Source organism: Streptomyces sp. ADI95-17, from assembly GCF_003846175.1.
Taxonomy (GTDB): Bacteria; Actinomycetota; Actinomycetes; order Streptomycetales; family Streptomycetaceae; genus Streptomyces; species Streptomyces sanglieri.
On record NZ_ML123045.1, the window covers coordinates 236296 to 250442 of the forward strand.

Sequence of the window (14147 nt, forward strand, 5' to 3'; positions counted from 1 at the left end):
CAGGTGGATGACTCCCGCACGACGCTAGGCACGTACGCGGCGCGGGAACATCCGGCCACCCGGCCGAAGCGGCCTGGGGCCAGCACCACCGACACCGCCCGTCAGGGCTTGGCGTCGTCCGGCCAGACCCCGATGTGGTCGTGCTCCAGTTCCAGCATCACCCGGTGCTCCATCCCGAGCGTCTCCGTGTAGTCGGCGGGCAGTTGGAGCCGGCCGGCCCGGTCGAGCATCGCGTACTCCCGGGCCACCTGGGACTCCAGGCCCGTCGTGGCGTCGACCTCGGTGCGGCGGAGCACCTCGGAGGACGTACGGCCGTCCCGGATGGCTACCGTGCGGCGGACCTCGGAGGCAACCGCCTGGTCGTGGGTGACGATCACGATGGTGGTGCCCAGCTCCTCGTTGGCACGGCGGAACGCAGCGAAGACCTGCTCGCCGGTGGCCGAGTCGAGCTCGCCGGTCGGTTCGTCGGCGAGCAGCACCGACGGGTTGTTGGCGAGCGCGACCGCGATCGCCACCCGCTGCTGCTGGCCGCCGGAGAGCTGCTGGGGGCGCCGGTCGCGGCAGTCCGCGACCTCCAGGATCTTGAGCAGCTGCTCGGCGCGGGCGGCCCGCTCGGCACCCCGGACCCGGCCCCGGCCGCGCAGCTGCATCGGCAGGGTGACGTTCTGGACGGCGGTGAGGTACGGGAGCAGATTGCGGGCGGTCTGCTGCCAGACGAACCCGACGACGTCCCGCCGGTAGCGGAGCCGTTCCTTCGGCCCCATCGACAGCAGATCGCAGCCCGCGACCTTCGCCGACCCGGCCGTCGGCACGTCCAGGCCCGCCAGGATGTTCATCAGGGTCGATTTGCCGCTGCCCGACGCGCCGACCAGGGCCATCAACTCGCCCTCGGTGACCAGAAGATCCAGGCCCTGGAGCGCCTGCACCTCCACCCCGTCCGCGGAGAAGATGCGGACCAGCCGGTCGCAGGCGATCAGCGCGTCGTGCCCGTACGAGGGCCGGTCGCGGCGCGCGGTGGCGCGCTGTTCGAGTTCGGCGAGTGTGGTGTCGGCCGACGGCGATGTCATCGGGTGTCTCCTGCCCTGAGTTCGGTGTTCGGTCCGCGACGGCCGGCCCACCGGGCCTGGACGGCGGCCACCGCGGCGGTGAGGACGACCACGCCGAGCGCCGGGAGCGTCAGCGACCACGGGTCGGCCCGCAACGGAGCGGTGTCGAGTGCGGTGGAGCCGGGACCGGCGGAGAGCGCGAGGCCCACCAGATCGACGCCGGGTGCCAGCAGCGCGATCGCCGCCCAGCCGACGAACACCCCGCCGACGGCCGCGAGCAGCGCCTGCGGCAGCGCTTCGAGGCCGAGCAGCCGTCTGCCCTGCCGGGAGGGGAGGCCCATGGTCCGCAGCCTGGCCAGCAGGGCGGTGCGCTCCGGCGCGGTCCGCAGCAGCGACAGCAGGACGGCGAGCAGGGCGTAGCCCGCACCGGCCACGATCGCCGCCGCGTAGATGTCCCAGGCGCCCCGTTGCACGGGGGTGTCGTCGAAGGCCTCGCGTTGCTCGGAGCGCAGCCGTACGGAGAAGCCCTTGCCCGCGTCCCGCGCCGCCGCCCGCAGCTCCTTGGCGTCCGGGGAGGCACCGGTGACCAGCAGAGTGGTGGTCTGCCGGCGGGTGAGCGCCGCGGCGTCGACGATCAGGAAGTCGCTGTCGGGGACGGCGGCGGTGCGTGGGACGATGCCCGCCACCCGCACCGTGAGGTCCCCGGCCGCCGTGGTCAGCTCGCGCGGCCGGTCACCGAGCTCCGCGGCGACGGACGGCGAGACGATCACGGGCACCGCCGTACGTCCGGCGGCCCGCAACCGGCCGGCGGGGAACGGGCCGAGGCCCGTCGTACCGGCCAGCCGGGCGTACGCCGCCGGGTCGACGCCCAGCACGGCGGCGTTCTTCATCCGGTTGTTCCCGGCCGGGTCGGCGGGCAGCGGCACGCCGTACACGACCTGGACCGCAGCCACGTCCCGTACGCCGTCCGTCTTCCGCACCCGCTGGATCAGGCTGCCCGGCAGCGGCACGGAGTCCAGGACGCCGCTGATCCGGGCGTCCGCACCGATCGTGTGCACCGCCGCCCGGTCCCGCGCGTCCGCGACCCCGGCGAGCACCGAGCCGCCGAACGCCGCCGTGGTCAGCGCGAGCAGCAGCGCCAGCAGCGGCAGGGTGCCGCCCGCCGAGCCCCGCCCGGCCCGCGCCAGCGACAGGAAGCCGACCGCGCCGCGCCGCCGGGCGACGGCGCGCGAGGCGAGCCGCAGCGGCAGCGGAAGGAGCCGTACCAGGACCAGGGCGGCGATCAGCCCGACGAGCACGGGGGCGGCGCTGACCAGCAGGTCGCTTCCGCCGTCGCCCCCCGTACCGCGTCGGCGCAGGCCGGCTACCGCGCCGACGGCCAGCACCAGCACGGTGAGTTCGGCGACCGTGCGGCGCCGCGACGGGCGGGCGTCCATCAGGTCCTCGCGGGCCCCGGGCAGTTGGGGCTTGCGGTGCGGCAGCACCGAGCCCAGCGGCAGGGCCACGCAGACCAGCGCGGCGACGGCGGCCGGCCCGACGACGGAGGGCCACAGCCGGGCCCGGTCGAAGAGCGGCACGGCGATCAGCAGACCCAGCGCCGCCGCGGGCACCGCGATCACCGCGGTCTCGGCGAACAGCCGGCCGCCGATCCCGCGCAGCGATCCGCCGCGCGCCCGCAGCAGCGCCAGCTCGGCGCGGCGTCGCCCGCCGATCAGCCCGACGGTCATCAGCAGTACGACGGCGGCGACGGCCCCGATGCCCACGGCGGCCACCGTGACCACCGGGCCGATCGCCGAACGCAGGGATTCGTACCCGGTGAGGATCTTGTCCAGGTCGGTCGTGAACGAGGAGTTGTCACCGGCCACCCCGCGCAGCCGCACCAGCCCCGGCCCGCCCTCCAGCGAGGCGATCGACGCGCGCAGCCCCGCCACGTCGGGCGCGGTGAGACGGGAGGCGTCCGGTGCGAACTGCCAGAACGACTCCGGCTCGCCCGCAGTGGCGAGCAGCGCGGGCCCGGCGTCCGGCGGCAGCAGAACGGCCGCGGTCCAGTAGGAACGCGGCGGGTACAGTCCCGGCTGGGGGACCAGGGCCGGGGTCCGGAGCAGCGGATGGGCCGACCAGTAGGCGGACCGGGGCTGCTTCGGGGCGACGATGCCGGTGATCCGTACGGCCAGCCGCTTCCCGCTCTGCGTGGGGACGGAGATCACCGAACCGGGACCGGCCTTCAGGGCCTTCGCCGTCTCCTCGGTGACCGCGCCCTCCACCTCGGGCGTCTCCTCGGTGACCTCGCCGCGCGTGGCGGGCCACCTCCCGGCGCGCAGGGTGGCGTGGTCCGGGAGGGCGGACAGCGTGGAGTAGATCAGCTGGGGGTCGACGAGGTCCGGCCGGGCCAGCCAGCGGTCCGGCGCGGCGATCGGCCTGCCGGTGCGGAAGCCGTACGCGGACTCGGCGCTGCCGGGCACCACCAGAGAGGGCAGCAAGGTCCGTGCCCTGTCGTGGACGGACGCCAGCGCCGCCTCACGGACGGCCGCCGCCCGCTCCGCCGGGAGCATCTGCAGCTCGGGCTCCGGCGCGGTCAGCTCCAGCACACTGTGCCCGGGGTCCGCGACGGCGACATCGTGGCGCACGCCCTCGTTCTCGTACCGCTCGACGGCGCGCGGGAAGGCGGCCGCGAGGAACGACGTCAGCAGCACCAGCAGCCCCAGCGCCCAGGCCGTGCCGGGTGCGGTGCGCAGCCGGGTACGGACCCAGGGGGCACCGGCGGGGGTGCCACTGTCTCGAACGGAACGCGGAGTCATGTCAGTTGTCCCCCTGGACGCGCAGCGAGGCCGCGGGGTCGGCACCGCGCAGAGCGAGGGACACGACGATGACCAGCGGCAGCGCGGCGACGCCCGCCAGCAGTGCCGCGATCTGCCCGGCCGGCAGTTGCACCAGCACCCCGGGCACCGGCGCGGTGGCCTGCCCGGTCAGTACGACGAGCGGTACGACGGCGCGGTTCAGCACCGCCCCGAGCACGGTCCCGACCAGCAGCGCGATCGCGATCAGCACGCCCTGTTCGCCGGCGATCATCCTGGTCAGCCTGCGGCGCGGGGTGCCCAGCGCGCGCAGGACGGCGAACTCGGCGGCCCGCTCCCGCTGCGCGCCGACGGCGCTCACCGCGAAGCCGACCGCCGCCAGGGCCGCGGCGACCACCGCGACCGCGGGCAGCGCGGACTGCGGCCCGGCGCCCAGCGGATCGCCGACCAGCTCCCGCGCGATCTCGTCCCGCACCAGGACCTGCGCCGGATCGGTGTCCGGCTGCGCCCGCAGCGTGGCGGCGGCCTTCGCGGCCTGACCGGGGGCGGTGCTCAGCCACCATTCGTTGGCGGTGAGCACGGCGCCCGGACGCTGCGCGAAGACCTGGCCGACGGCCCTGAAGTCGAGCAGCAGGGCCCCGCCGTCGCGGTCCTGGCCGGCCCCGGCGGAGCCGTCCGGGCCCGCGCCGGTGGTCGGCAGCCGGCGCACCGCGTCCACGATCTTCACCCGGACCGTCTCACCGGCCAGCGTGACATCGACGTGCTGCCCCTTCTTCGCCCCGGCGGCCTTCAGATACGCGTCGGTGGCGATGGCCTTCGGCATCGGCGCCTTCGGGCGGGGCGCGTCGACCCGCACGGTGAACGCGGGTGTCCAGTCCCAGGTGTTGGGGGCGGAACCGGTCTCGTACGTGAAGGCCAGCGGGCTCTTCGCGGAGGCCGTGGTGTCCACCGGACCGCCGGCTTCCGCCTCGGCGCCGGATCCGGAACCGGTCAACTCGGCGTTCCAGCCGAAGCCTTCGGGGACCGGGACCGGCCGCTCGGTGCCGTCGGACGTCACGGTCCGCAGGGCGCCGACGTCGAGCCGGTACGACGTGCTCGGCCCGGTCGGCCGGTTGCCGTTCAGCTCGAAGCCGGTCACGGCCAGGTCGCCCGCGGCCGCCACCGCGAAGGTGAACGGATGCGCCTTGCCGTCGGTGGGCACGGTCCCGGCCGACACCCGGTAGGGCAGGCCGTAACGGTCCTCCAGCAGCACGGTGAGCACCGGGTCCTCGCCCTGCCGTCCGTGCGCCCCGGCCGCCGTGATCCGTACGTCGAACATGAGCCGCTCGCTCTTCCGCGGCAGCACCAGCCCGGCCCGTGCGGTGTCCGGCCGGCCGAGCGGGTCGAACAGCCGCTCCCGCGGCCGGTCGCCGAGATCGTCGCGGATCAGCATCCGCTCGGTGGCGTGAGCGGTGTCCAGGGCCAGGACCGAGGCGGTCCGGTTGCCCGAGAGTTCGGTGGTGGCACGGAACGCAGGCGCCGCGTCCCGTACGCCCGGCAGCCGCGCGTACCCGCCCGACTTCACCGGATCGTCCTCGACGCCGGTGATCACGCGCAGCGACGCACCGGCCCTGAAGTCCGCCTGGTCGCCCTGCGAACGGTCCCAGGAGGCGCGCTGCCCGACGGCCAGCATGCCCATCGCCACCGCGAGGACCAGCAGCAGCACGGGCCCGGCGTTGCGCAGCGGGCGCCGGCTGAACTGCCAGCCGGACAGGGCCGCGATCAGCCCCCGGCCGCCCGACGCGCCGCGCTCCGCGAGCCGGGCCGCGGGCGGCAGCAGCCGCAGCGTCAGCACGGTGCCCGCGAGCAGCAGCAGCGCGGGCGCCGCGACCAGCAGCGGATCGATGCCGAGCCGCCCCTGCCGGTCCCCGCTCAGCACACCGCCGCCGACCCCCGTGGCCCGCCGGTCGAGCTGCCAGTACGCCACCGCCGCGATCACCAGCAGGCCGAGGTCGGCACCCGCCCGCAGCGGCGCGGGCAGCGTCCCGGCCCGGCCCGCCCGACGCTCCGCGGCACCCGCCGCCAGCGCGGGCGCCACGACGGCCAGCGCGCAGCAGAGCGCGGTGACGACGGCGACCAGCCAGACGGTGACGGTGGCGCCGCCGTCGACCCGCAGTCCGATCCGGGACAGTGCGCCGCGCGTCGCGAGCAGCCGGGTCAGCGGCCCGGCGAGCAGCGGGGCGATCAGCGCGGCGGGCAGCGCCAGCAGTAGCGCCTCGATCGCGGCGAGCGCCGTGATACGGCCGCGCGATCCGCCCCGGGCCCGCAGCAGCCGGGTCTCCCCGTCGCGCTCGCTGCTCAGCAGCCGGGCCACCAGCAGCAGCGCGTACCCGGCGAGCAGCACCAGCTGGACGGCGACGATCATCATCGTGGAGCGGGAGACCAGCAGCGCCCGGTCGATCTGCTCCAGCACCCGGGGGAGCGAAGTCCGCGCGGTGGCACCGCTCTTGAACTCGGGGGCGGCCAGCAGCGCCTTCGGAGCGGCGGTGGCGGCGTCGTGCAGCGCGTCGATGCGACCGGTGGTGACCGTGCGGAAGTCGGCCGCCGCCAGCCAGGACATCGTCCCGGAACTGACCCGTCCGGATCCTGCCGCGGCAGGATCGGTGAGCAGCGGACCGTAGGTGGTGAAGGCGACCTTGCGGATGCCGCGCCCGCCGAGCTCGTCCAACTGCCAGTACGGATCGGCCGGGTCGGACACCTCGTACACGCCCGTGACCAGGATCCGCAGCGGCTTGTCGGTCAGCCGGTCCGTGACGGTGAGCCGGGCACCGGGCTTCAGCTTCAGCGCCTCGGCGGCGGTCCGCGGCAGCGCCACCTGGACGGGACCGCCCGGCTTCCCGCCGCCCGCCGCCGGCATCCGGCCCGCAGCGATCCGGACACGGCTGCGGTCCAGCGAGGCGAAGTGGGTGAGATCGGGCTCGCCGTCGGCGGCCCGTGGGTCACGCGGCAGCGCGTACGCCCCCGATGTCTCCATCGTCCGGACGGTCACCGGAAGCCCGCCGAAGGTCTCGCGGGCCGCCTTCCGGGCGACCGCGTCGGCCGCCTCCCGCTGCGCGGGCGCCACCTGCGAGGACATCACGAGGGAGGAGTCGGCCGCGGAACGGTGGGTGAGGGCGTTGCGGAGCGCCGCGTCACCGACCGAACCGGAGAAGGCGGTCAGCGCGGCCAGCACCGAGGTGGTCAGCAGAACGGCGAGCACAGCCGCGGAGAGCAGGAGCCGGTGGGCCCGTACCCGGAGAAAGACGAATCCCGTCACTCACGCCCCCCTGGGCCCTAAAAACACACACGCCCCCCGGCGTTCCACAGATGCTTTCAAGGCGCATGTGCTCTTGGAAACCGCTTGCGTGAGTACTTGATGCGATTGTGACCGTTTATCGGTGACGGAAGACCGAATTCCGCGCCCGGGGAAGAACCGCAGGTGACGGGCGTCAGCCCTGGGTGTTCACCATCGAGGCGGCCGCGTAGGTCAGGTAGTCCCACAGCTGACGTTCGTGCTCCGGCGCCAGCCCGAGTTCGTCGAGGGCCACCCGCATATGGCTCAGCCAGGCGTCGTGCGCCGCCCGGTCCACCCGGAACGGGACGTGCCGCATCCGCAGCCGGGGGTGCCCACGCAGCTCGCCGTAGGTACGGGGCCCGCCCCAGTACTGCATCAGGAACAGCGCGAACCGCTCCTCGGCCGGGCCCAGATCCTCCTCCGGGTACATCGGCCGGAGCAGCGGGTCCTCGGCGACCCCCTGGTAGAAGCGGTGCACCAGGCGCCGGAAGGTCTCCTCGCCGCCGACCTGCTCGTAGAAGGTCTGCTCCTGAAGCGTGTCGCGCCGATTCTCTGTCACCCGTCCATCGTCGCAGACGCACCGGCCGAGGTCCGGAGGCCTAGGCCTTCCCACCGAGCCGGCCTTTCCACCGGACCGCCGCCCGGCCCGGGTTCCTGGCCCCCCGGCCCCCGGCGCAGGAAGGTGGAGGTATGGACGCGCACACCGACCGGTTCGCCGCGGCCGCCGCCGAGGAGCGGTGGGCGATGGTGCGGTCCATCGTGGCCGGCGGGGCGCTGGGCGATCCCGGCTGGCGGGCCGCCTTCGAGGAGGTGCCGCGGCACCTGTTCGTCCCGTACTACTTCGTGGGCGGCGGATACGAGCGGCTGTGGTGCGAGGACCCCGACCCGGACCGGCTGGCCCGGTGGCTGCACGGGGCGTACGCGGACGGGCCGCTGGCCACCCGGATCCGGGACGGCGAACTGATCTCGTCGAGCAGCCAGCCGTCACTGATGGCCCGGATGCTCGAAGAGCTGGACATACAGGAGGGACACCGGGTCCTGGAGATCGGCGCGGGCAGCGGCTACAACGCGGCGCTGCTCGCCCACCGCCTCGGCGACGACGCCGTGACCACCGTCGACCTCGACCCGGAGATCACCGAGTCGGCCCGCCGGCACCTGGCCGCGGCCGGCTACCACCCGGCGGTGATCACCGGGGACGGGGCCCGGGGCTGGCCCCGGCGCGGCCCGTACGACCGGATCATCGCGACCTGCACCCTGCCGTGCGTACCGCAGCCGTGGCTGGAGCAGTGCGTGCCGGGTGCCCGGATCCTCGCCCCGTTCGCCACCGGACTGATCGCGCTGCGGGTACGGGAAGCGGCGCACGGGAAGTACGCCGAGGGCCGCTTCCTGCACACGGCCGCCTACTTCGTACCGCTGCGCGGCGCTCCGGTGCGGCCCGTCCGGCGCCCGCACACCCGCGCGGTGCCGAGGCGGGTCAGCGAGAACGACCTCTTCCGGTTCCTGCTGGAGCTGACCGAGGGCTCCCTCGACCCGCGCGAGGCCCTCTCCCTCTGGCAGCGCGAGAAGCGCCCCGAGCGGGAGAGGTTCGGCATCACGGTCAGGGACGGGCGGCAGTGGGCCTGGCTGGACGACCCCGAAGGACCGTACGCCTGGCCACTGCCGACCGTGTGACGCGTGTGGCGCATGCGATGCATGCGACGTGTGCGATGCCTGTGACGCGGATCAGTCGCGGCGGATCGTGATCGTCGTCCACGCCCCGACGTGCACCTTGTCGCCGTCCTGGAGCGGTACGGGGACATAGGGCTGGATCGGGTCCTCGGCGCCGTTGAGCGTGGTGCCGTTGGTGGAGTTCTGGTCGACCACGGCCCAGCTGCCGTCGGGCTGCTGCACCAGCACCGCGTGCTGGTGCGAGACGCCCGGATCCTCCGGCGGCACGGACAGATCGATGTCGGGGGACTCGCCGGTGCTGTGCCTGCGGCGGCCGACCGTGATCTGGTTGCCGGCCAGCGGAAGCTGCTGCTCCGGGGAGTACGCGGGCAGGTTCAGCCCGGTCGCCTCGGGGCCGCTGCGCTGCATCATCGCCAGGAAGTAGTCCCGGTCCGGGGCGATGACCACGGTCCAGCTCGCGGGCGGCTGGTTCTGGCTCTGCCCCGGGAACGGCGGCTGCTGCTCCGGGGTCGCCTGCTGCGGGCCCTGGGTGCGGGACGGCGGCGACAGCATCCAGTCGTCGTCGGCGCTCTGCGGGCCCTGCTGGTGCTGCGGCGGGGCGGGCGGCTGAGGGGCCGGCGGACCGGGCTGCTGGAACGCCGGCGGCGCCGACTGCTGCTGGAACGGCGACGGCGCGGACTGCTGCTGGAACGGCGCGGGCGGTGCGGGCGGGGCCGACTGCTGCTGGAAGGACGGCGGCGGCGGGCCCTGCTGCTGGAACGGCGGCGGGGGCGACTGCGGACCCGGGCCGGGAGGGGGCGGCGACTGCGGACCCGGGCCGGGAGGGAGCGGCGACTGCGGGCCGGGTCCGGGGGGCGGCGGCGACTGCGGGCCGGGTCCGGGGGCCGGGGGACCGGGCCGGTTGCCCTGCTCGGCGGAGAGCGGCTCGGCCGGGCGGTTCATCTGCGAGGGCCGCGAGCCCTGGTAGTCGAACGGGTCGCGCGGCTGCTGCGGCGCGGCCGGCGGCTGCTGGGCCTGGAAGCCGGGCGGCAGGTTCAGCCCGGGCGGCGGGCCCGGAACGCCGTGGGCCGGGGCCAGCGGCGTGTACGACGTCGCGGTGTTCGTGAGGAAGTTCCAGCGGCACTCCTCGCAGAACGGCGCCATCGCCTCACGCGGCGTGCGGCACTGCGGGCAGAGCTCCGCGGCCTGGGTCGCGTCGGAACCGGGGCCCGGCGGGTAGCCGTAACCGGGGGCGGGCGGCGGAGGCGGCGGTGGGGGGACCGCGCCCGCAGGCGCGCCCGCGCCGGTCATGCGATGGCCGCAGACCTCGCACCAGTCATCGGAACCCGACTGGTGTCCGTTCGGGCAGGTCGGCATGTCGGCGCTTCCCCCTCTCCTGGGCCGGCCCCGGGGCCGGCGTATTTTTCTGCTCTTCGCCTCCCGGTGGATCATTCCGGCCGGGCGGCTCGACTGCGTGGCTCTGTGCCTGATGTTTGCTGTTTGTTGAACGGTTCTACTTCTTGACGCGAACCGTCTTGGTCGAGCGCGTTTCGAGTGTCATCTCGTCGGCGTCCGCGACCTTTGCCTTCAGTCGCACAGTACCGGTCGCCGCGTCCACGACGTCCACCACCTTCGAAAGCAGTTTCGCAGTGTCCTCGTTCCCGGAGACCGCCGCCAGCTGCACCGCGCGGCCCAGTTTCGCGGTCGCGCCGTCGAAGTCGCCCGACTTGCGGGCATCGAGCCCCTGCTGGATGACCTGGGCCAGCTCCACCTGGCCGGTGTAGTGCGCGACCTGCGGATTGATCGAGGTGGAGGCCACCATGTCCTCGGTCCACACGGCCCGGACCAGGCCCTGCGAGAGGGTCTGCGGAGCCCCGCCGGACGGATCGGGAAGGATCAGCGAGACCCGGGACGCCAGCATTTCCTGGCCGATTCCGGCCTGCGGAACGGTCACGCACACGTGGTAGTCGCGGGACTCGTCGCCCCAGGAACCCGTGGGATAGTCCCCGGCGCGGGGACCCGCCTCGGTGCGCCGGCCGGTCAGATCGACGACCGTCGGTGCGACCTGTTTCACAAACTTGATCTCGACCCCGACGGGCGTCCAGAGCCGCAGCGCCACGTCCGCGACCTCCTTGCCCATCGCGTTCTCCATCATCCGCGTGAAGTCGGCGGCCAGCCCCGCGGGGTCGGCGACGATGTCCGCCGTGCCGAGCAGCGCGGAGGCGATCGCTGTGACCTCTTTCACCTCCCAGTCGGTGCCGACGCCGCGGGCGTCACAGGTGAAGCGGCCGGCGCAGGATTCGAGCGCGGCCCGCAGATCCTCCGGAGCCTCGTGCTCGTTGCGGCCGTCGGTCAGCAGGATGCCGTGCCGGATCTGCACATCGGCCGCGCCGAGCAGCCGGTCAGTCAGCCGCAGCCAGGTGCCGATCGCCGTACCGCCACCGGCGCTGAGCGCCCGCAGGGCACCCTTGGCCTGGGCCCTGGTCTGCGCGTCGGCCACGGCGAGCCTGCCGTTGCCCGGGTAGACCTCCTTGGCGACGTGCGTGCCGCCGACGACGGCGAACGAGGTGCCGTCGCGCAGGGTGTCGATGGCCGCGGCCGTCGCGTCGCGGGCGTTGCGCATCTTCGTCGGCGGATAGTCCATCGAACCGGAGCAGTCGACCATGATCACCACGGCGGCGTTCGGCGCCTGCCCGGGAACGTGCGCGGGCGACGTGACCGCACCGGACAGCGGGACGCCGCCGGTGGTGCCGCCCCCGGTCGAGGTGACCGTGACGATCGCGTTGACCTCGCGACCGCCCTCCGGCAGATATTCGTTCTGGTACACCTCGACGGAGAACTGCGGCACGTTCGACTTGGAGAAGTTGGCCATCTGGTCGGCTCCTTGGGACTCCAGGTGTCGGATGAAGACAGCTGTGAGGGAGGAAAAACGGACGAAGGCAGCGGTGACGGACTGGGCGTTCGGAACTGGAATCAAGCGTTACGGAACGGGACTCACGCGGTACCGCAGGCCGATCCTGCCCCCTGGGGCTCCACGGCGAACGGCAGCAGAGCCACTGTTACGTTGTCGTGGCCCCCGCCGTCGAGCGCATGACCCACCAGCACCTGGGCGCCGTGCAACGGCCGTTGATGCGCGTCGGCCGGCACCGCTGCGGCCATCTCGGCCGCCGACTCCGCGTAGTTCCACAGGCCGTCCGTGCAGACGACCACCAGACCGGGCCGGTCCGGCTTGAAGGACACGGTGTGCGGTTCCAGGTCGTACGCGTCGGCGCCGAGCCACCCCGTGATGGCGTGGGCCCGCTCGTCCGCGTATGCCTCCGCCTCGTTCATCAGGCCCGCCGCCACCATCTGCGCGGCCCAGGAGTCGTCCTCGGTCAGCCGGGCGGGCGGGTTGGTGCGGTCGTCGGGCACCCAGTAGACGCGGCTGTCGCCGACCCAGCCGACGATCAGCAGACCGCCCGCCATGATCGAGCCGACCAGGGTGCACGCCGGGGCGTTCTGATGGCGGTGCCGGTCGTGCTCCCTGGCCCGGGCGGGCTCCTGGGCCAGCGCGTTGACCGCCTCGGCGGCCGCGAGGATCGCCTCGTGCATCGCCTGCTGCGGGTGGGTGCCGCGCGGCAGCGACTCCAGGAGCGCCTCGTTGGCCGCGCTCGCGGCGGCCGCCGACGCCTCGTCCGGGCGGCTGGCCGACGAGACACCGTCGCAGACGATCGCGACGACGGCCGGTGAACCGTCGGGCAGGGCGGTGGTCGACACCGCGAACGAGTCCTCGTTGCGGTGATGGCGCAGACCCCGGTCGCTGACGGCGGCCACCGAACCGAGCTCCTGCTCCATGTGGTCGCGCTCGCGCGGCTGGGCATGACCGCAGTTCTCGCAGTAGCCGTCGGTGTCGACACTGCCCGCCCGGCAGGCCACACAGCGCTTGGCTCCGGCCGGCGGGGTGGCCGCCACCGGATCCACGGCGGGGGTACGGGGGTCGGGCGCGGCCGCCGGGGCGGACGCGTCGGCCGACGGCGTACCGGCCGGCGCGGGCGCGGCCAGCTCGAAGTCGTCCGACTCGTCCGACTCGTCCGATCCGGCCGGTCCGTCCGACTCACCGGGTCCACCCGGCTCGGCCCGCCGGTCGAAGCGGACCTCCGCCTCGCCGCCCGCCGGCGCGGTCATGGCGATCGTCGGATGGTCCTGGGGAACGGCGGGCACGGCCGACAGGTCGTACCCGCACGCACCGCAGAACAGGTCCCCCCGCTCCAGCGGCTCCTCGCAGCCGGGGCACTTCGACAGGGCCGTCTCCTGGGGCTTCTGCGACATTTTCACACCCACGTCCGGGGGCGGAAACGGTTGGCCCGCTCCACCAGTTCGATCCTCTCATCGCCGGGCTCCGCAAGCCTGGCGAGCATCCGGTACGAACGTTCGAGCCCGAAGCGCAGGCCCCGTTCGTCCAGGTCACTGCCGAGCAGCGTTCTCGGCCCGGGTGCCCCGGCGAACGGTCGCGCCGTGGGGCTACCGGAGAGTACCCAGTCGAGCGCCGTGCCCAGCACCTCGGTCGACAGCTGCTCCCGGCGCACCGCGTCCAGACCGAAACCGGCCAGCCCCGAGACCTGGGCCGAGGCCGCCATCAGATCGGTGATCAGCGGCTCGTCCGGGGCCCGACCGCGCAGCCGGGCACGCACCGCGGCCACCCGGGCCGCCGTGTAATGGATCGACGCCTCCGGCACCGACTCCAGCGCCCGCACGGCCCCGGCCCGGTCCCCGGCGGCGAGCTGCACCCGGGCCAGCCCGAAGGCGGCGCTGACGAAGCTCGGGTCGGTCGTCCACACCAGCCGGTAGTACTCGGCGGCGTTGTCCAGCTGGCCCAGCACCTCCGCGCAGATCCCCAGCGCCAGCTTGGGCGCCGGCTCGCCGGGGAACGCGTCGTACACCGCGTCGAAGGACAGCGCCGCGCTCTCGTTGTCACCGGTCACCAGCGAGGTGATGCCGCGGTACCAGACGACCCGCCAGTCGTCCGGGTGCCGGCCCTCCAGCGCCGTCAGGGTCTGCCCGGCCGCATCGAGGTCGTTCAGCTCCAGCCGGGCACGCAGCTCGCGCAGCCGGGTCTCCAGCGAGGCCGCCGGTACCGTGCCCAGCGCGGCGACCAGCTCGGACGGGGCGGTGGTCATCAGACCCGCGAGGAAACCCGCGTTGGGGTCGCTCGCGTCGACCCGGGGCACCGGCAGCGCCAGTGAGGTGGACCGTACGTCGAGCCTGGACAGCCGGGGGACACCCGGGGCGGGGGAGGGCACCGGCGCACCGGGGGCGGCGGCCGGGACACGGGGCGCCGGAATCGCGGCCTGCGTCTGCGCGTACCCC

At 74.3% G+C, this 14147-nt stretch carries 9 protein-coding genes; 1 reads left to right on the forward strand and 8 read right to left on the reverse strand.

Annotated features, from left to right (window positions below; all coding sequences use genetic code 11):
* Positions 1–101 precede the first annotated feature (101 nt).
* From EES42_RS09185 to EES42_RS09200, 4 genes are all read right to left on the reverse strand, one after another.
* Positions 102–1067, reverse strand: a complete 966-nt coding sequence (locus EES42_RS09185) for an ABC transporter ATP-binding protein (RefSeq protein WP_124717651.1) — start codon at positions 1065–1067, stop codon at positions 102–104.
* Entirely contained in the window at positions 1064–3844 is a 2781-nt protein-coding gene (locus tag EES42_RS09190; RefSeq protein WP_124717652.1) for an FtsX-like permease family protein, read from the reverse strand. Before EES42_RS09190 ends, EES42_RS09185 begins: the two co-directional genes overlap by 4 nt.
* 1 nt (position 3845) lies before the next feature.
* Entirely contained in the window at positions 3846–7136 is a 3291-nt protein-coding gene (locus EES42_RS09195; protein WP_124717653.1) for an ABC transporter permease, read from the reverse strand.
* Positions 7137–7308: 172 nt separating this feature from the next.
* On the reverse strand, positions 7309–7713 hold the full coding sequence (locus EES42_RS09200) for a globin (protein ID WP_124717654.1): 405 nt from the start codon (positions 7711–7713) through the stop codon (positions 7309–7311).
* A 131-nt stretch (positions 7714–7844) separates the two neighbouring features.
* On the opposite strand from EES42_RS09200, the gene EES42_RS09205 reads away from it, so the two are divergent.
* Positions 7845–8825, forward strand: a complete 981-nt coding sequence (locus tag EES42_RS09205) for a methyltransferase domain-containing protein (RefSeq protein ID WP_124717655.1) — start codon at positions 7845–7847, stop codon at positions 8823–8825.
* Positions 8826–8876: 51 nt separating this feature from the next.
* Here the strand turns inward: EES42_RS09205 and EES42_RS09210 are convergent, their stop codons facing one another.
* From EES42_RS09210 to EES42_RS09225, 4 genes are all read right to left on the reverse strand, one after another.
* Positions 8877–10178, reverse strand: a complete 1302-nt coding sequence (locus EES42_RS09210) for an FHA domain-containing protein (protein ID WP_124717656.1) — start codon at positions 10176–10178, stop codon at positions 8877–8879.
* 136 nt (positions 10179–10314) lie between these two features.
* Complete coding sequence (locus tag EES42_RS09215) at positions 10315–11673, reverse strand: vWA domain-containing protein (protein ID WP_124717657.1); 1359 nt, start codon at positions 11671–11673, stop codon at positions 10315–10317.
* Between the two features lie 122 nt (positions 11674–11795).
* Entirely contained in the window at positions 11796–13115 is a 1320-nt protein-coding gene (locus EES42_RS09220) for a PP2C family protein-serine/threonine phosphatase (protein WP_124717658.1), read from the reverse strand.
* A partial coding sequence (locus EES42_RS09225) for a tetratricopeptide repeat protein (RefSeq protein WP_164495206.1) occupies positions 13112–14147 on the reverse strand: 1036 nt, incomplete at its 5' end. The genes EES42_RS09220 and EES42_RS09225, both read right to left, overlap by 4 nt.

Bases quoted from the DNA above. Each gene is read 5' to 3' on its own strand.
- EES42_RS09185 (WP_124717651.1), bottom strand. From the start codon at position 1,067: ATGACATCGCCGTCGGCCGACACCACACTCGCCGAACTCGAACAGCGC.
- EES42_RS09190 (WP_124717652.1), bottom strand. From the start codon at position 3,844: ATGACTCCGCGTTCCGTTCGAGACAGTGGCACCCCCGCCGGTGCCCCC.
- EES42_RS09205 (WP_124717655.1), top strand. From the start codon at position 7,845: ATGGACGCGCACACCGACCGGTTCGCCGCGGCCGCCGCCGAGGAGCGG.
- EES42_RS09210 (WP_124717656.1), bottom strand. From the start codon at position 10,178: ATGCCGACCTGCCCGAACGGACACCAGTCGGGTTCCGATGACTGGTGC.
- EES42_RS09215 (WP_124717657.1), bottom strand. From the start codon at position 11,673: ATGGCCAACTTCTCCAAGTCGAACGTGCCGCAGTTCTCCGTCGAGGTG.